At 72.4% G+C, this 18,154-nt stretch carries 15 protein-coding genes; 8 read left to right on the top strand and 7 right to left on the bottom strand.

All coding sequences use genetic code 11. From position 1 onward, the window contains the following. Positions 1-722 (bottom strand): nucleotide-binding protein (locus tag ICN82_RS03830; protein WP_193179797.1); only part of this gene is annotated, 722 nt, incomplete at its 3' end. A 445-nt stretch (positions 723-1,167) separates the two neighbouring features. On the opposite strand from ICN82_RS03830, the gene repC reads away from it, so the two are divergent. Beyond that, entirely contained in the window at positions 1,168-2,322 is a 1,155-nt protein-coding gene (repC, locus tag ICN82_RS03825; RefSeq protein ID WP_193179795.1) for a replication initiation protein RepC, read from the top strand. Between the two features lie 247 nt (positions 2,323-2,569). On the opposite strand, the gene ICN82_RS03820 is transcribed toward repC, so the two are convergent. The 4 genes from ICN82_RS03820 to ICN82_RS03805 form a co-directional block, all read right to left on the bottom strand. After that, positions 2,570-2,734: a hypothetical protein gene (locus tag ICN82_RS03820; RefSeq protein ID WP_193179793.1), complete on the bottom strand. Its 165-nt coding sequence runs from the start codon at positions 2,732-2,734 to the stop codon at positions 2,570-2,572. After that, the gene (locus ICN82_RS03815) at positions 2,731-3,861 is read right to left on the bottom strand and encodes a YeeE/YedE thiosulfate transporter family protein (protein ID WP_193179791.1); all 1,131 of its coding nucleotides are present in this window, start codon (positions 3,859-3,861) and stop codon (positions 2,731-2,733) included. The genes ICN82_RS03820 and ICN82_RS03815 overlap by 4 nt, the downstream gene beginning before the upstream one ends. After that, positions 3,858-4,796: a sulfurtransferase gene (locus ICN82_RS03810; RefSeq protein WP_193179789.1), complete on the bottom strand. Its 939-nt coding sequence runs from the start codon at positions 4,794-4,796 to the stop codon at positions 3,858-3,860. Before ICN82_RS03810 ends, ICN82_RS03815 begins: the two co-directional genes overlap by 4 nt. 378 nt (positions 4,797-5,174) lie before the next feature. Beyond that, the gene (locus ICN82_RS03805) at positions 5,175-6,449 is read right to left on the bottom strand and encodes an Hsp70 family protein (RefSeq protein WP_193179787.1); all 1,275 of its coding nucleotides are present in this window, start codon (positions 6,447-6,449) and stop codon (positions 5,175-5,177) included. A gap of 179 nt (positions 6,450-6,628) precedes the next feature. Between ICN82_RS03805 and ICN82_RS03800 the strand changes: the two genes are divergently transcribed. Continuing rightward, positions 6,629-8,950: a molybdopterin-dependent oxidoreductase gene (locus tag ICN82_RS03800; protein WP_193179785.1), complete on the top strand. Its 2,322-nt coding sequence runs from the start codon at positions 6,629-6,631 to the stop codon at positions 8,948-8,950. Here ICN82_RS03800 and ICN82_RS03795 read toward each other — a convergent pair whose 3' ends face one another. Then, entirely contained in the window at positions 8,951-9,772 is an 822-nt protein-coding gene (locus ICN82_RS03795; RefSeq protein WP_193179776.1) for an inositol monophosphatase family protein, read from the bottom strand. Positions 9,773-9,985: 213 nt separating this feature from the next. On the opposite strand from ICN82_RS03795, the gene ICN82_RS03790 reads away from it, so the two are divergent. The 6 genes from ICN82_RS03790 to ICN82_RS03765 all read left to right on the top strand — a co-directional run bounded on the left by ICN82_RS03790 (position 9,986) and on the right by ICN82_RS03765 (position 17,025). Further along, on the top strand, positions 9,986-10,606 hold the full coding sequence (locus ICN82_RS03790; protein WP_193179774.1) for a TetR/AcrR family transcriptional regulator: 621 nt from the start codon (positions 9,986-9,988) through the stop codon (positions 10,604-10,606). 103 nt (positions 10,607-10,709) lie between these two features. Then, positions 10,710-12,869: an FAD-dependent oxidoreductase gene (locus tag ICN82_RS03785; RefSeq protein WP_193179772.1), complete on the top strand. Its 2,160-nt coding sequence runs from the start codon at positions 10,710-10,712 to the stop codon at positions 12,867-12,869. Then, positions 12,866-13,471 carry a CDP-alcohol phosphatidyltransferase family protein gene (locus ICN82_RS03780; RefSeq protein ID WP_193179771.1) on the top strand — a complete coding sequence of 202 codons (606 nt, stop codon included), beginning with the start codon at positions 12,866-12,868 and terminating at the stop codon, positions 13,469-13,471. The genes ICN82_RS03785 and ICN82_RS03780 overlap by 4 nt, the downstream gene beginning before the upstream one ends. 22 nt (positions 13,472-13,493) lie before the next feature. After that, positions 13,494-14,702, top strand: coding sequence for an ABC transporter substrate-binding protein (locus tag ICN82_RS03775; RefSeq protein ID WP_193179769.1), 1,209 nt, complete (start codon positions 13,494-13,496; stop codon positions 14,700-14,702). After that, the gene (locus ICN82_RS03770) at positions 14,699-16,393 is read left to right on the top strand and encodes an ABC transporter permease (protein WP_193179767.1); all 1,695 of its coding nucleotides are present in this window, start codon (positions 14,699-14,701) and stop codon (positions 16,391-16,393) included. The genes ICN82_RS03775 and ICN82_RS03770 overlap by 4 nt, the downstream gene beginning before the upstream one ends. Further along, entirely contained in the window at positions 16,390-17,025 is a 636-nt protein-coding gene (locus ICN82_RS03765; protein WP_193179765.1) for an ATP-binding cassette domain-containing protein, read from the top strand. The genes ICN82_RS03770 and ICN82_RS03765 overlap by 4 nt, the downstream gene beginning before the upstream one ends. Positions 17,026-17,034: 9 nt before the next feature. Here ICN82_RS03765 and ICN82_RS03760 read toward each other — a convergent pair whose 3' ends face one another. Further along, positions 17,035-18,066 (bottom strand): NADP-dependent oxidoreductase, encoded by a 1,032-nt coding sequence (locus ICN82_RS03760; RefSeq protein WP_193179761.1) that lies wholly within the window; start codon positions 18,064-18,066, stop codon positions 17,035-17,037. Positions 18,067-18,154 lie beyond the last annotated feature (88 nt).

Here is an 18,154-nt window from a genome sequence, read left to right as displayed (position 1 = left end):
TACTGCGCCGAGGCGAATTCCACGAAGGCGGCGTTGGCGCAGGAGGGGATGATGTGGATCGAGCGGCCCCAGCAGGTCGGCAGGATGAAATCGCCGAATTTCTGGCGGCCGATCGACTGCACGTCCTCGGGCAGCTCGTAGGAGGCGGGGTAGGGGCAGTCCTCGGGGTCGTCATAGGTCTCGACGATGCGGTCCGCCTCCTTGCACAGGTCGCGGCACATGATCCCCCAGACGGTCTGTTCCTCGCTGACCGCGGTCAGCCCCATGGAATGGGTCAGCGTCGCCTGCGGGTCGAAATCGATCACCAGCACGCGATACCCGTCCAGCGCGGCGGCATGGGCCAGGTGCTGCGCCACCACGGTCTTGCCGACGCCGCCCTTGAAATTCGCCACGCCGACCCGCAGCGCGCGGCCCCGCGGGCGCGGGGGCACCAGCGAGGTATTCTTGAATTTCAGACCGCGCCGCAGCCGGGTGATCTCGTCGATGGTGAACCAGCGCTGGCCGTTCGATTTCTCCACCGTGCCCTGCGGCAGCTCGGGCTGGTCCATCAGCCGCTTGCGGAACGTGTCCTGGTTCACCCCGAAGATGAAATTCGCCACTTCCCAGGTCGAGAACCGCCGCAGCTGCTTGGTATCATCCGGAGAGAAGGTCTGCTCGCGCACAGCCTGCTGCTGCTGCAGGCTCGCCTCGTTCATCATCCTCAGTGTCGTGTGATCATCCATTGCCCTGATCCCGCCATTTCGTTGGGTCGGAGAATATCGGGATTTACAAAAATCCAAACCCCGAAAATCGAGAAATCCCGGATTTGGCAAAATTGCCGCCCGGCAACAACATGCTGCGGATTCAAGCTTCAGCCTGCGCACAGATGGGGGGAGGGGCAGGGTCACAGGGAGGCTGATCCCGGTATTGGTCAAAGTTTGACAAAATCCGGGACCGATGGCTAAACTCTGCCTCAAGGCCAGAGAATCGGGAACAACCGAGTCGGCCGGCAAGGCAGCGAGCAGCAAGGAGGCACAGCAGGCCGAAAAGAAAGAGGCGCCAGATTTCTCCGGACGCCCCATCTCGATTTAGCACCTTGAGCATGGCCCCCGGAGATTCGAAAGTCAACAACGCCTGACGGGCGGTTGGCCGGATATTGCCGTTTTCCCGGGGCCCCGTGACACGAACATGACCGAAGCAACCCAACCCGCGATCCCGCGGGCCAGACCGGTATTGCCAGAGGCGACCGGTACCGGGACGGCCCCTGCGCCGGTTCCCAACAAGTGGCGTGACCTGCTGGACCCTCTGAAGGCCTGCGCGCCGGAACTGGGCCTGAACGGAACGGATGTGCATTTCCTGGAAGTGCTGCTGAGTTTCGTGCCCGGGGCGGCGCTGGTCGCGGATCGGGACGGGGCCTGCATTGTCTTCGCCTCCAACGCCGCCATTGCCGGGCGGATGGGACGATCCGGCGACAGCACGGTCAACCGCTGCATCCGCCGGGCCGAGCATCACGGGCTGGTGCTGCGGCGCATGGCCCCCAACCGCAAGAGGTTCCGCCGGTGCGGGGCAGGGGGGGAACCGCTGCGAAGCTACGGAATTGATCTGTCGCCGATGATGCGCCGCCGCGGGGAGCTTGCCGAAACACGCGCCCGGCTCGATCGGCAGGCCGCGGAGACGGCCGTCAAGCGCGATGCCTGCGCGGCGTCCCTGCGCGCGCTGCGCGAATTGCGCAACGACCCGCGGCACGGACCAACCGGCGCCAATCCGGACATTGCCGGTTTCCAGCGTCGGCTCCGCCGCAAACCCGACCCGGCCGAACTGGACCAGCTTCTCGCCGAACTGCGCGAGGCCTGCGACAAGGCCCGAACCCGGCGCGATACCGCGGATATGAGCGGGACAGACGCCCGGAATGAGCGACACAAAGAGCACCAAATCTCAGAAAACCAGAATACCCACCTGAAACGAAACGCATCGACACCGAGCGAGATCGAAGACCGTCTGCCCCGGTTGACCCGCATTCTTGGAAACTGCGCCACTGCACCGGATATCGACCGCGCCCTCGATGATGCCGCCGCGATGCTTCCCGACAGCCGCCGGGCCTGGTCCGAGGCGCACCGACGCATGGGACCGGCGGCCGCCTCGGTGCTGCTGGGGACCGTGCTGGAACGCCATGAACGCCTGCACAATCCCGGGGGATACCTGCGCCAGCTGGTGAAGCATTGGGAAACCGGGTCCCTGACCCTGGATCAGCTGCTCAGCGCGTCGCAGGAGACTGCTGTTCCGCCTTCCCCTGTTATCGGACCTATGCCACGGCTCCCCGGTCCGGCGCTTTCCGTGTCATGACCACAGAAAACCGCCCCGCCGGACAGGACGTCCATCGCCGGATATCGCGTGGTCGAACCGGCATGCCGGCAAAGCCTGACGCCGGAAGGCGTCATCGCGGCACAGCCGGAGCCCTGTCGCCCGGGTGGGGGCGGCTATGCTGATGCGCATCCGTCCTCGCGAGAGCCTCCTGCATGAGCCCCTCCCGCGATTTGAGGAACGGGGGCATGTGACAGGCAATGGCCGGTGCCGGGGGGCGGGCCCCGGTCTAGTCCGGCAGCGCCCCGCAGAATCCGCCCGCGGAGGCTGTCCCAGACCCCAGCGCGAATGCCGCCGGGGCCCGGTAGGGATTGGGCGGCGCGGCTGCCAGGTCGAGCGCGACGATCACCCCCAGAAGCCCGAGCGCCAGGCAGGCCGGCACGGCGCGGGTCATGTCCGTGCCTCCAGCCCGGCCAGCGGGCGCAATCGGATGCCCAGATGCGCCCCGGCAAAGGCTGCGGCGAACCAGGCCCAGCCATGCAGGCTGCCGGTGGATATGCCGGAGAAGAAGGCGCCCACATTGCAGCCGAAGGCCAGCCGCGAGGAATAGCCCAGCAGGAACCCCGCCAGGACCGTGGCGATCCAGGCCCGCGCCGGATATCCCGGCAGCCCCGCGGAGAAGCCGCCGCGCCGCCAGGCCGCCACCCCGAAAGCCCCGGCGATCAGGCCGATATCGGTCAGCGAGGTGTAATCCGTCAGCAGGCTGGCCTGCACGCGATCCATGGAGCCCGGCGCCGTCCAGAAGGCAGAGCCCGCCAGGTCGCCGCCGAGCGCGACATAACCCTTCGCCGCCCAGAGCCCCAGCCCGTAGACCACGCCCCAGGGCTGGCCGGCGACCACCAGGTTGGCGATTGCCAGCGCGGCAATGACCGCCGCGGCGACGGCATGGCGGCGATTCAGGCGAACCGCGCCCGGCGCCGCCAGGCGCAGGACCACCAGCGCGACCGCCGCCAGCAGCCCCAGCGTGGCCGCCAGCCCCGGCAGGCCGGTGAAGGTCAGCACCGGCAGCGACCCCAGCGAGGTCCACCAGATCAGGTGGTAGGCGCCGGCGAAACTGCCGATGGCGAAGAAGGGCAGGGCCAGGAGGCTGACGGGATTGCCGCTGCCTGCATTGACCAGCGTGCCCGATCCGCAGCCCAGCACCACCTGCATGGCGGCGCCGAAGACGAAGGCGCCGCCGATCATCGCCAGCCCGACCGGCGCCTGCGCGCCGGAGAGTTCCCCGGGATGGGACGCCAGAAGGGGCATCGCCGCCATCGCCACCAGCGCGATGGACAAAAGCTGCGCCAGAAGTCCCGAGGGTTCGCGCCGCAGGATCATCGCCCGCCACGGCCCGGCAAAGCCGAAACGCAGCCCTTCCAGCGCGATGCCGAAGCCCAGCCCGATCGCGAGCAGCATCCCGTAGCGCGCGCCCACAAGGAGCATCACCGCCGCCACCAGCACCAGCGCCGCGGCGATCAGCCCGATCCGGCGCAGCGGCCGCGCCCCGGCGGGCGCGGCGGAGAGGGTCGCGTCGCTCATTGCGCGCCGAACTGCTTCTTGAGGGTCTGCCACAGGCCGGGCACGTTCTGCATCTCGCCGTCGGTGGCGGAGTATTCGACCATGGAACCGGGGTAGAGCTTGACATCGGGCAGCCCGGCCAGCTCGCTCAGCGCGAACCAGTTGGTCGCCGCCCAATGGCCGGTATTGCAGAAGGAGACGATCTCTTCCGGGGCGTCCTGCCCGAGACCGAGCGCGGATTTCAGCCCGTCCAGGTCGGTGACCGGCGAGATCGCGGTCTCGCCGTCATGGAAGAAATTGGTATAGGCGAAGTTGCGGGCGCCCGGCAGCGTGCCGGGGCGGGCGGCGGCATCATGGGCCTGCTCACCCTCGTAGAAGGCGGCCGGACGGGCATCGAGCAGCAGCGCCCGGTGGCCCCCCTGCACCGCATCCGCCACTTCGGCGGTCTCCGCCGTCCAGCGCTCGTCCCAGGTGACGGAGAGCTCGGTCGGGGCGGGCGTGACCGGCGCGTCCGAGACGGGCAGGCCGGCCCTCTCCCAGGCGGCGGCGCCGCCATTGAGGATCGACAGGCCGGTGAATCCCGAGCTCTTGAGCGTCCAGTAGACCCGGGCGGCGGCGCCGAAATCGGTATCGGACGCCCCGGCGGGCACGATCACCACCGGCCGCGCGGGGTCGAGCCCGAGGGATTCATACGTCGCCTCCAGATCCTCGACGGGCACCCGCTGGCCGGGATTTTCGGCGGGACCGCGGAAGAGCGCGTAGGGCGCCGAGACCGCCCCCGCGACATGGCCCTGCTCATAGGCGCCGCCGCGGATGTCCAGCACGACCGGCGGCTCCGCCTGCTGGAGCGCGGCGTCGAGCCCGGCGGGCGTGACCAGGGGGCCGAGCGGCTCGGCCGAGAGGGGGCCCGCAGCGAGCCCGGCAAGGGCGGCGAGGGCGAGGAAGGCATGTCTCATCGGGGGACTCCGCGTGATATGGGTTCGGGCGTCTCTCCTATGTCAGGGCCCGGGGCGCGGCTGCAAGGGCAGGGGAGGCGCCGGGTCAGGCCCGGCGCGGGACAGCACTCCGGCCCGGCCGGTCGCGCGCCGATGGCGGCATGGGGGCGGCGGCTCCGGGAGAAGATCTTCCCGCGCGCGGCGGAGCAGGGGAAACACGGTTCTTTTCTGCGTCCGGCGGCGCTGGAGTCGGGGCGGTGACGGGCCGCAGAGGCGAGCCGTCCCCTGCGCCGCCGCGCCTGTCCCCGGCCCTGTCTCCGGCCCTGTCCCGCGCCGGGCCCGACCCGGCCCTGTCCCGCGCCGGGCCCGACCCGGCGCCTCCCCGGTCCTTGGCGGGCCCTAACCCTCTTGGCCGCCGCCGACCAGCGCCAGGCCGTCGACCACGGCAGTGAAGGCCGCCCCGCGCTGCAGCGCCGCGCCGGGACAGATCGCCTGCGCTTCCTCCACCACCATCCGCATCAGCCCCGAACCGCCGACGAGGATCACCGACCCGATCCGCGTCGGCGGCGTGCCCGCGGCGGTCAGCGTGTCGTAGATGCCCCGGCGCAGCATCTCGCGCGGGCCCGAAAGGGCCGCGGCCAGCGATCCGGGGGTGATCCGCGCCTCCAGCCCCCGCTCGATCATTTCCAGCCCGACCAGGGCCGGGCCGGGACCTTCATTCGCCGCGATCTTGCCGCGTTCCACCGCGAAGGCCAGATCATGGCCCAGCTGCTCGGCGATCACCCGGCCCAGCCGGGCGATCCTGCCCGGCTCGACCGCATGGGCCTGCAGGTCGGCCACCGCGCGTTCGGTCTCGCGCGCATAGAGGAAGGGGATGGATGCCCAGTCGGCCAGGTCGCGATAGAGGGCGACCGGCACCGGCAGCTGCCCCGCGCCCAGGCTGCGGCGCAGCGCCCCGCCCATGCCCAGCAGCGGCATGACATGGGCCAGCGAGATCTCCCGGTCGAAATCTGTCCCGCCCAGCCGGATGCCGTGGCTGGCCAGGATCTCGGTGCGGGCGCCGTCGCGGCGGAAGACCGAGAAATCCGACGTGCCGCCGCCGATATCGAGGATCAGCGACAGATCGCCGGGCGCCGCGACGGGGGCGGCCGCCAGGGCGGCGGCCTCGGGTTCGGCCAGGAACCGGACCTCCTCGAAGCCCGCCGCGTGATAGCAGCCGCGCAGATCGGCGAGGGCGCGGGCATCGCGATCGGGATCGGGGTGGAACCGCACCGGCCGCCCCGACAGCACCTGCCGGAATGTCTCTCCGGCCTCCGCTGCGGCGCGGGCGCGCAGCTCTGCCAGGAAGGCGGTGACGATGTCCGCCAGCGTCCGGCGGGCGCCGCCGATGCGGCGCGGCTCGTGGAAGAGCGCCGTGCCCAGAACCGATTTCAGCGCCCGCATGTAGCGGCCCTCCTCCCCCGCGATCAGGGCCGCCGCGGCGGCGGCGCCGATGCGCATGGCACCGCCCGTCTCGGGAAAGAACACCGCCGTGGGCAGGGTCTCGGCCCCGGCCTCGATGGCCAGGCGGCGCGGGCGCCCGTCCTCGAGAATGGCGGCGGCGGTGTTGGATGTGCCGAAATCGACGCCAAGCACGGGGGCGGCGCGCGGCAGGGCGGGGGCAGGGACGGTCATGACGGGCCTCGGCGGCTGGGGAAGCCCCGCCCGCTATCCGATCGCCGCCCGGCGGGCAAGTCGCGCCCGGCCCGTCCCGCGCGCCCTGCGCCCGCGGCCCGCTTGCGGCCGGGCGGGATTGCGGATTATCACCGCCGGGCCGGTGCTCCGCCGGCCCCCAAGGCAGAAAGGACGCGCCGATGGATGACCGCCCCCGGATCCCCGAGACCGACGGCGAGGACGCGCCGTTCCGGCCGCATAGTTCGCATTGGGGGCTGTTCTCGGCGCGGATGACCGGCGATGGGCTGCAGGTGCGGGCGCATCCCGGCGATCCGGACCCGAACGGCATCATCGACAATTTTCCCGGCGCCTTGCGCCACCGGGCGCGGGTGACGCAGCCGATGATCCGCCGCGGCTGGCTGGAGAACGGCCCCGGCCCGGATCCGCGGCGCGGGCGCGACGAATACGTGCCGGTCAGCTGGGAGAAGGCGCTGGATCTGCTGGGGGCCGAGCTGTTGCGGATCCGCGACGGCGCGGGGCCGGGGGCAATCTTCGGCGGCTCCTATGGCTGGGCCAGCGCCGGGCGGTTCCACCATGCCCAGAGCCAGGTCCACCGGTTCCTCAACACCGCCTGCGGCGGCTATGTGCGGTCGGTCAACAGCTATTCCTCGGGCGCCTCCTCTGTGCTGATCCCGCATGTGATGGGCGATTACAACGGCCTGACCAAGCGCAACGTGACCTGGGACCAGGTGGCCGATCACAGCGAGATCGTCCTGGCCTTCGGCGGCATGGCGCTGAAGAATTCCATGGTCGCCGGCGGCGGGGTCAGCCGCCATGTCGAACGCGGCGCGATGGCGCGCGCGGCGGCGCGCGGCTGCGAATTCGTGCTGGTCAGCCCGCTGCGCGACGACCTGCCCGGGGAGACCGGGGCGCAATGGCTGTCCTGCATCCCGGCCAGCGATACCGCGCTGATGATGGCGCTGGTCCATACGCTGGTGGCAGAGGGGCTGCATGACCGTGCCTTCCTCGCGCGCTACACCACCGGCTGGGACCGGTTCGAGCGCTATCTGACGGGGGAAGAGGACGGCCAGCCCAAGGATGCCGCCTGGGCTGCGCCGCTGACCGGGATCGCGGCCGGCGAGATCATCGCCCTGGCCCGGCGGCTGGCGGGCAGGCGGGCGCTGATCGTCGTGTCGCATTCGCTGCAGCGGGCCGAGGGGGGCGAGCAGCCGGTCTGGATGGGCATGGTCCTGGCCGCGGCGCTGGGACAGATCGGCCTGCCCGGCGGCGGCTATGGCTATGCGCTGGGGGCGATCGCCTATTACGGGCGGCGCAACAACGCGGTGCCCGCCCCGACCCTGTCGCAGGGCAGGAACGGCGTGGCCGATTACATCCCCGTGGCGCGGATCGCCGACATGCTGCTGGGGCCGGGGACCGCCTATCGCTATAACGGCCAGACCCGGACCTATCCCGATATCCGGCTGGTCTACTGGGCGGGGGGCAATCCCTTCCATCACCACCAGGACCTGGCGCGGCTGACCCGCGCCTTCGCCCGGCTCGACACGCTGGTCGTGCATGAACTGGGCTGGACCGCGACCGCGCGCCATGCCGATATCGTGCTGCCCTGCACCATGACGCTGGAGCGCGAGGATATCGGGGCCTGTTCCAACGATCCGCTGATGGTGCCGATGCGCAGGCTGGCCCCGCCGGTCGGCGAGGCGCGCGACGATTACGACATCTTCGCCGATCTCGCGGGGCGGATGGGCGCGCGCGAGGCCTTCACCGAGGGGCGCACGTCGCGGCAATGGCTGGAACACCTCTACCAGCCGACGCGCGAGGGGCTGGCGCGGGCGGGCCTGCCCGCCCCGGATTTCGCCGAATTCTGGGAGGGCGAGGGGATCGAGCTGCCGCAGGATCCCGATGATGGCGGCTATCTCTGCGCCTTCCGCGCCGATCCGCAGGCCGCGCCCCTGTCCACCCCCAGCGGCCGGCTGGAGATCTTCAGCGAGACCATCGCGGGCTTCGCGGAGCCGGATTGCCCCGGCCACCCGGTCTGGCTGGGCCAGCCCTACCGGCCGGATGCCGAAACGCCCTTCGTGCTGATCGCCAACCAGCCGCGCACCCGCCTGCACAGCCAGCTGGATTTCGGCGGCCACAGCGCGGCCTCCAAGCGGCAGGGGCGCGAACCCGCGCTGATGCATCCCGAGGATGCCGCGCCGCTGGGCATCGCCGAGGGCGACGTGGTGCGCCTGTCGAATGCCCGCGGCGCCTGCCTTGCCGGGATCGCCCTGTCGCGCGACATCCGGCGCGGGGTGGTGCAGCTGGCCACCGGCGCCTGGTACGATCCCCTGGACCCGGCGGCGGAGCATCCGCTCTGCGTGCATGGCAATCCCAACGTGCTGACCCGCGATATCGGCAGCTCGGCGCTGGCCCAGGGATGCACCGGGCAGCTGACCACCGTCGCGGTGGCGCGCCATGACGGGCCGCTGCCGCCGGTGCGCGCCTTCGATCCGCCGGCCTGATCAGCCGCTCTGCAGCTGCTGCAGGGGGACGGACCAGACGGCGTCCCGCGGCAGCCCCCCGGCCAGCGCCTGCGCCATGGCCGGGGTCAGCGCCAGCAGCGGCGCGGGCGCGCGCCAGCCGCTCTGCCTGCCATAGGGCGTCGCGATCCCGCCCGCCTCCGCCAGGATCGCCAGCCCCGCCGCCACGTCCCAGGGATGGATGCTGGCCTCCCAGAACCCGTCGAGCCGTCCCGCCGCCAGATGGGCCAGGGTCAGCGCCCCGGCGCCGGGCATCCGGTAGGTGCCGCCCATCTGCAGGATCTCGCCGATCACCGCGGCGTGCTGCTGCGCCGGGGTCCTGAAGCTGAAGCCCAGCCCGAAGGTCGCGCGGTCGATCCCGCCGGTTTCGGCAACCCGCATCCGCGCCCCGTTCAGCGTCGCGCCGCCGCCCCGATGGGCCGAGAACAGCTCGTCGCGGCAGGGATCGTAGATGACCCCCATCACCGGATCGCCGTCGGCGACCAGCCCTGCCGAGAGGCACCAATAGGGAAAGCCGCGCAGGAAATTGGCGGTGCCGTCGATCGGGTCGAGGATCCAGGTCACCGGCCCCGGCGCGCCGCCGCCTTCCTCGCCCAGGACCGCATCCTGCGGGAAGGCGCGGGCCAGCGCCGCGCGCAGCCGGTCCTCGGTCCGGCGGTCGATGGCGGTGACGAAATCCTGGTGCCCTTTGGCCTCGACGGTGAAATCGCGCGACAGGCAGGCGGCCAGCGCCTCGCGCCCGGCATCGCGCAGCATCGTCTCGGCCGTCTCGCGGCGGGTTTGCAGGTCTCGGTCGGAGAGCATCGGGGGGCCTCGCGGGTCGCGGAATGGATAGGGAAGGCTCTAGCCCGGCGCCGGGACGCCGTCACATCACCGGTTCATGACGGGCCGGCGGCGCGGCGCACGGGTCACAGCGGCGGGTCTGACACAAAGCTGACGGGGTTGTCAGGCGACGTAATTTGCCCCGGCGCCCGGCCCCCGTTATTTCCGGAACGAGCGATCCGGAAATCAGGTGCCATGTCCCAGACCCAGCCAGAGCAGCCGCGCCCCCGCGGGCGCCCCCGCGGCTTCGACGAGGCCGCCGCGCTGGAGGCGGCGCTGCGCGTCTTCTGGGCCTGCGGCTATGACCAGGCCTCGGTGGCGCAGCTGTGCCGGGCGGCGGGGATGCCGCGCGCCAGCCTGTACCAGATCTATGGCGGCAAGGAGGGGCTGTTTCTCGCGGCGCTCGACCGCTATGCCGCGACGCGCCTTGCGCTGGTGGCGGCGGCGCTGGGACCGCGGGGCAGCCTGGCCGAGGATCTGCGCGCCTTCTTCGAGGCGGTCGTGACGCTTGCCGCGGGCGGCGCGGATCCGCCGGGCTGCCTGATCTCGGGGGTGCTGGCCGATGCGGCGATGACCCATCCGGGCCTGCGCGCGGAACGCGACCGCAGGCTGGGCGTGCTGGAGACGCTCCTGGAACGCCGCTTTGCCATCGCCGGGGATCCGGCCGATCCCGCGATCCGCGCCGCGCTGGCGGCGGCTGCGGCGCGGGGGCTGGTGCTGCGGGCCCGCACGGGATGGGATGCCGCCCGGCTCCGCCCGGTCGCGGCCGCTGCGCCGGCAAGCTTCGCCGCCTGTCCCGTCCCGGCCGACGCGTGATGCCGCCCCCCGCATCCCCGCCTGCGCCGCGTGCCCCGGGCGCGCCGCCCCACCGACATCGCGCCCGGCCGTTCCGCCCGGCGCCAGCTGAAAAGACGGATACATGAAGAAACCCCTTCTCCTCATCGGCCTCGGCCTGCTGGTCGCGGGCCTGCTGTGGCTCCTGCGCGGGCAGGACCTGGATCTGTCCGCGCTGCGGGCGCATCTGGAGGCTGTCGCGGATCTGCGCGCCGCGCATCCGCTGGCGGCGGCGGCGCTGTTCTTCGCCGCCTATGTCGCCGTCACCGCGCTGTCCCTGCCGGTGGCGCTGTGGCTGACCCTGGCGGGGGGGGCGCTGTTCGGGTTCTGGCAGGGACTGGTGCTGGTCTCCTTCGCCTCGGCCATCGGCGCGACCCTGGCCTTCCTGGTGGCGCGCTACCTGGCGCGCGACTGGGTGCGGGCAAAGCTGGGCGCGCGGGCCGCGGGGCTGGAGGCCGGCCTGGCGCGGGACGGGGCGTTCTACCTGTTCTCGCTGCGGCTGATCCCGGTGGTGCCCTTCTTCGCGCTGAACCTGCTGATGGGGCTGGGCCCGATCCGGGCGCGGACCTTCTACTGGGTCAGCCAGGCGGGGATGCTGGCGGGCACGGCGGTCTATGTGAATGCAGGCACCCAGCTGGCGCGGCTGGACAGCCTCTCGGGTCTGGTCTCGGGGCCGGTGCTGGCCTCCTTCGCGGCGCTCGCGGCCTTTCCATGGGCGGCGCGCGGGGCGATCGGCCTGTGGCGGCGCCGCCGGGCCTATGCCGGCTGGACCCGCCCGAAACGGTTCGACCGCAACCTGGTGGTGATCGGGGCGGGCTCTGCCGGGCTGGTCTCGGCCTATATCGCGGCGGCGGTGAAGGCGCGGGTGACGCTGGTCGAGGCCGGCGAGATGGGCGGGGATTGCCTGAATTACGGCTGTGTCCCCTCCAAGACGCTGATCCGCAGCGCCGGTCTGGCCCGCCAGATGCGCCGCGCCGCCGATTGGGGCCTGACCGGGGCGGCGCCGCACGTGCCCTTCGACCGGGTGATGGAACGGGTGCATGCCGCCATCGCGACCATCGCGCCCCATGACAGCGTCGCGCGCTACGAAGGGCTGGGGGTGGAGGTGATCCGCGGGCGCGCGCGGCTCATTGATCCCTGGACGGTCGAGATCGCGGGCCATGACGGCGGCACGCAGCGGCTGAGCACGCGCGCCGTCATCCTCGCCACCGGCGCGCGCCCCGCCCTGCCGCCGGTCCCGGGGCTGGAGGAGGTCGGCCCGCTGACCTCGGACACGCTGTGGGACCGGCTGCGGCACCGTCCCGACGCGCCGGCGCGCCTGGTCGTGCTGGGCGGCGGCCCGATCGGCTGCGAACTGGCCCAGGCCTTCGCCCGGCTGGGATCGGACGTCACCCAGATCGAGGCGGCCGACCGGCTGCTGGGCCGCGAGGACGCGGAAGTGTCGGAACTGGTGAGCGCCGCGCTGCGCGAGGACGGGGTGACGGTCCTGACCGGATCGCGCGCCACGGCCTGCGGGCGCGGGGACGGGCCCGATGGCGGCAAGTGGATCGAGATCGAGACCGCGCAGGGAACGCGCCGGATCGGCTTCGACGAGATCCTCGTCGCCACGGGCCGCGCCGCGCGGCTGGAAGGGATGGGCCTGGAGGAGATGGGCATTCCCGCCGGGCAGGTGGTGGAGACGAACGACTTCCTGGAGACGCGCTATCCCAACATCCTGGCGGCGGGCGATGTTGCCGGGCCCTTCCAGTTCACGCATACTGCCTCGCATCAGGCCTGGTACGCGGCGGTCAACGCGCTTTTCGGCGGGCTGAAGCGGTTCCGGGCGGATTACCGGGTGATCCCGCGGGCCACCTTCACCGATCCCGAGATCGCCCGCGTCGGCCTGTCGGAAACCGAGGCGCAGCAGAAGGGCATCCCCCATGAGGTCACCCGCTACGAGCTGTCCGGTCTCGACCGCGCCGTCACCGAGGGCGCGGCGCAGGGCTTCGTCAAGGTGCTGACCGTGCCGGGCCGGGACCGCATCCTGGGCGCGACCATCGCCGGGGCCCATGCGGGCGAGATGATCGGCGAATTCGTCACCGCGATGAAGCACGGGCTGGGCCTGAACAAGATCCTCGGCACGATCCATGTCTACCCGACCTGGGCGGAGGCGAACAAGGCGGCGGCCGGGGCCTGGCGGCGGGGCCATGTGAACCCGCGCGCGCTGCGCCTGCTGGAGCGGTTCCACCGCTGGAGGCGCGGATGATCGACGCGCGCCTCCTGCCGCTGCAGCGCGCCGTGCTGCAGCCGCCCGCGCAATGGCTGGCGGCGCGCGGCATCTCCGCCGACGCGATCAGCATTGCGGGGTTCCTGGTCGGGCTCATGGCCGTGGCGGCGCTGGCATTCGGGCTGTGGCCCTGGGCGGCGGCGCTGATCGCGGCGAACCGGGTGATGGACGGGCTGGACGGGGCAGTGGCGCGCATCGCGGGCCCGACCGATCGCGGCGCCTTTCTCGACATTTCGCTGGATTTCCTCTTCTACGCGCTGGTGCCCCTGGGCTTTGCCCTCCACGACCCCGCGGCCAATGCCCTGCCCGCCGCGGTGCTGATCGCCGCCTTCGTCGGGACCGGGTCCTCCTTCCTGGCCTTCTCCGCCATCGCGGCGCGGCGCGGCACGACGTCCTCTGCCTTTCCGCAGAAGGGGATCTATTATCTCGGCGGCCTGACCGAGGGTTTCGAGACGATCGCCGTCTTCCTTGCCATGTGCCTCCTGCCCCAGGCCTTCGCCGTGCTGGCCTGGATCTTCGCCGCCGCCTGCGCCATCACCACGCTTCTGCGCTGGTGGATGGGCTGGACCGCCTTTCGCTGAGCCCGACCCGAGGGAGTTTCCGATGAAGACCCTGATCGCCGCCCTTGCCGCCGCCCTCGGCCTTGCCGCCGGCGCCCTGCCGCCCGCCGCGTCCCGTGCCGGGGACTGGCAGGAGACGTTGCAGGAGGCGCGCGGACAGACCGTCTATTTCCACGCCTGGGGCGGGGATGAGCGGACCAATGCCTTCCTTGCCTGGCTGGGCGGCAGGCTCGAGACCGGGCAGGGCGTCACCCTGCGCCAGGTCAAGCTAAGCGACACGGCCGAGGCCGTGGCCCGCGTCGTCGCCGAGAAGGCGGCCGGGCGCGACGAGGGCGGCGCCGTCGACCTGATCTGGATCAACGGGCCGAATTTCGCCGCGATGAAGGCGCAGGGCCTTCTGCAGGGGCCGTTCGTGGCGGATCTGCCCAATGCGCGCTGGCTGGACCTGTCGCCGGGATCGGCCAACACGGTCGATTTCACCGTGCCGGTGGAGGGGCTGGAATCGCCCTGGCGGCTGGCCAAGTTCGTCTTCACCTACGATACCGCGCGGATCGGCGCGCCGCCGGCGCGCATGGCGGACTGGCCGGACTGGGCGGCGGCGCATCCGGGGCGGATCACCCATCCCGACCCGTCGAATTTCATGGGCGCGACCTTCCTGAAACAGGCGCTGATCGAACTGGCCCCCGCGGGCACCGACCTGTCCGTGCCGCCCGGCGATGACAGCTATGGCGCCGCCACCGCCCCGCTGTGGCAGTGGTACGAGGCGCTGCGCCCGCATCTGTGGCGCGACGGCACCGCCTTTCCCGCCAATGAATTCGCCCAGCGGCAGCTGCTGAACGATGGCGAGGTCGACCTGGCGATGTCCTTCGACCCGGCCTCTGCCGCGGCGGCGATCCGCGACGGGCTGCTGCCCGACACGGTGCGCGTGCATGTGCCCGCGCCCGGCAGCATCGGCAATGTCAGCTTCGTCGCCATTCCCTACAATGCCGCCCATGCGGCGGGGGCGCGGGTGGTGGCGAATGCGCTGCTGGATCCGCAGGTGCAGGCGCATATGCAGGATATCGACGTGCTGGGATCCTTCTCGGTGCTGGATCCCGCGCGGCTGGACGAGGCGGGACAGGCCGCCTTCGCGGCGCTGCCGCAGGACCCGGCCCTGCCCGCGCTGGAGGATCTGGGCGCGGTCCTGCCCGAACCCGATCCCGCCTGGATGACCCGGCTGACCGCGGACTGGCAGCAGCGCTACGCCAGATGAGATCCGGCCGCCTCCTGCGGATCGCCGCCGGGGCGGTTCTGGTGCTGGGGCTGGTCCTGCCGGTGCTGGCCGGGCTGGGCCAGAGCCTCGCGGCGGCCTTCGGGCATTTCCCGGCGCTCGGCGCGCGGGGGCCCGACCTGTCCGCATGGCGCGCGCTCCTGGCGGAGCCGGGGCTGGCCCGTGCCGCCGCGCTGTCGCTATGGACCGGACTGGCGGCGACGCTCCTGTCGCTGGGCGTGGCGCTGGGGGCGGTGGCGGCGCTGCAGGGCGGTCCGGGGCTGGGCCGGGCGGGACGCATGCTTGCCCCGGTGCTGGCCGCCCCCCATGCCGCCATGGCCATCGGGCTGGCCTTCGTGCTGGCGCCCTCGGGCTGGATCGCGCGGGGGCTGGCGCCGCTTCTGGGCTGGGACCGGCCGCCGGATGTCGCGACGGTGGGCGATCCGCTCGGGCTGGCGCTGATCCTGGGGCTGGCGGTCAAGGAACTGCCCTTCCTGCTGGCCATGGCGGTGGCGGGGCTGGGCCAGATCCCGGTCGCCGCGCATATGGCGGCCGGGCGGTCGCTGGGCTACGGGCGGGCGGCGATCTGGCTGCGGATCCTGCTGCCGCAGCTCTGGCCGCTGATCCGCCTGCCGGTGCTGGTGGTGCTGGCCTTCTCGGTCTCGGTCGTGGACATGGCGCAGATCCTCGGCCCCTCCACCCCGCCGACTCTGTCGGTTCTGGTCGCGCGGCTTTTCTCCGATCCCGATCCGCGCGCGATCCTGCCGGCCTCGGCGGGGGGGATCATGCAGCTGGTCCTGACCGGGGTCGCCGCCGCGCTGGTGCTGGGCGGCGCGCGGCTGGCGGGGCTGCGAACCCGCGCGGCGCTGCGGCGGGGACGGCGCATGGCGGGGGCCGACCGGGCGCTGGGGCTGCCGCTTGCGCTTCTGGCGGGGCTGGCAGGGCTTGCCGCGCTGGCGCTGGCGGCGATCCTCCTGTGGTCGGTGACCTTCGCCTGGCGCTGGCCCGATCCGTTTCCGGCGCGGCTGAGCGCCGGGGCCTGGCAGGATGCCGGGCGCTGGGGCGCGACGGCTCTGGGCACGCTGGGGATCGCGGCGGCCTGTGCGGCCATGGCGCTGGCCGCGGCGGTGGCCTGGCTGGAAGGCGCGGACCGGCTGGGGCGGCCGCAGGGCGACCGCTGGATGACGGCGGCGCTCTACCTGCCGCTCCTGCTGCCGCAGCTGTCCTTCCTGATCGGGCTGGCGGGGATGACGCTTTCCCTGCCTCTGCCGCCCTTGGCGGCGGTGATCTGGGGCCACTGGCTTTTCGTTCTGCCCTATGTGTTCATCGCGCTGGCCGGGCCGTGGCGGGCGCTGGATCCGCGCCTGGCGCGCAGTGCGGCAGCGCTTGGCGCGGGGCCGGCGCGGCGGCTGTGGCGGGTCAAGCTGCCGGTTCTGGCGGCGCCGCTGGCGCTGGCGGCGGCAATCGGCTTCGCCGTCTCGGTGGCGCAATACCTGCCGACGCTGCTGCTGGGCGGGGGCCGGATCGCGACGCTGACCACCGAGGCGGTGGCGCTGGCCTCGGGCGCCGACCGGCGCGTGGCGGCGGTGCATGCGGTGCTGCAGGCGGCGCTGCCCTGGGCGGGGTTCCTGGCGGCGCTGAGCCTGCCTGCGCTCCTCCACCGCAACCGCCGCGCGCTGCGGGGGGCGGCATGAGCCTGCTGCTGGAAGGGCTGACCGTGCTGGACGGGACGGGCGCGGCGCTGTTCGCACCGCTCGACCTGTGCGTGGCCCCGGGCGAGGTGGCCAGCATCACCGGCCCTTCGGGCGTCGGCAAATCGACGCTTCTGGCCGCGGTGGGCGGGCATCTGGCGCCGGACTTCCGCCTGCGCGGCCGGGTGCTGCTGGAGGGGCGCGACATGGCGGGGCTGCCGCCCGAGCGGCGCGGGATCGGGGTGCTGTTCCAGGAGGCGGTGCTGTTTCCGCATCTGTCCGTGGCCGACAACCTGGCCTTCGGCCTGACGCCGCGGATCCGCGGCCGCGCGGCGCGGCGCGCGGCGGTGGCGCAGGCCCTGGAACAGGCCGGGCTGGGCGGCATGGGCCCCCGCGATCCCGCGACCCTGTCGGGAGGGCAGCGGGCCCGCGCGGCGCTGATGCGCACGCTGCTGGCCGAACCCCGGGCGGTGCTTCTGGACGAACCCTTCTCGGGGCTCGACCCGGCACGGCGCGAGGGCATCCGCGCCTTCGTCCTGGCCACGATCCGCGAGGCGGGCATCCCCGCGCTTCTGGTCACGCATGACCGCGAGGATGCCGTGGCGGCGGCGGGGCCGGTCGTGGCGCTCGGCTGAGCGGCGGGCTCAGGCGTTCAGCCGGATCACCCGCTTGCCGAAGGCTTCGCCGCGCAGCAGCCCGATGAAGGCGGCGGGGGCGTTTTCCAGCCCGTCGATCATCTCCTCGCGGTAGCGGATGCGCCCCTGCCGGACCCAGTCGCCCATCGCCTCGGCGAATTCCCCGTAGAGATGGCCGAAATCGTCGAAGACGATGAAGCCGCGCAGGGTCATGCGGCGCTTGAGCACCTGGCCCATCAGCTGGCCCAGCCGGTCCGGCCCCTCGGGCAGGCCGGTGGCGTTGTATTGCGAGATCAGCCCGCAGACCGGGATCCGCGCCCGCGGGTTCAGCAGCGGCAGGACCGCGTCGAAGACCGCGCCGCCGACATTCTCGAAATAGATGTCGATCCCGTCGGGCACCGCCTGCGCCAGCATCGCGGCGAAGCCCTCGGACTTGTAGTCGATGCAGGCATCGAAGCCCAGCGTGCCGGTGACATGGGCGCATTTCTCGGCGCCCCCGGCGATGCCGACGACGCGCAGCCCCAGGATCCGGCCGATCTGGCCGACCGTGGCGCCCACCGGGCCGCTTGCCCCGGCGACGACCAGGGTCTCGCCCTTCTGCGGCTGTCCGATCTGGGTCAGCCCGGCCCAGGCGGTCAGCCCCGGCATGCCCAGCACGCCGAGCGCCCAGGACGGGTTCTGCGGATCCGGGCCCATGTTGATGACGCCGCGGCCGTCGGAGATTGCGTAATCCTGCCAGCCGCCGAAGGCCACGACCCGGTCGCCGGGGGCGAAGCCCGCGACATCCGAGCTGACCACCTCGGCGACGGTGCCGCCGACCATGACCTCGCCGATTTCCACCGGGGCGGCATAGGAGGGCGCGTCGCTCATCCGGCCGCGCATATAGGGATCGAGCGACAGGAACTCGTTGCGCAGCAGCATCTGCCCGGGGCCGGGGGCGGGGCGCTCGACGGTTTCCAGGCGCAGCGTGTCGGCATCGGGTTCGCCCTCGGGGCGGCGGGCCAGCACGAAGCGGCGGTTTCGGCTGTCGGATTGCGGCATGGGTCGGGTCCTTTCTCGGCTGCGGCGGCGCGTGCGGTCCTGCATCGCGCCCCGCTGCGGGATCTAGCGGGCCCGGCGGTGGCGGCCA

The organism is Mangrovicoccus algicola (genome assembly GCF_014903745.1).
Taxonomy (GTDB): Bacteria; Pseudomonadota; Alphaproteobacteria; order Rhodobacterales; family Rhodobacteraceae; genus Mangrovicoccus; species Mangrovicoccus algicola.
The sequence above is the reverse complement of the archived record's forward strand: the minus strand, read 5'-3'. Positions and strand labels throughout refer to the sequence as shown.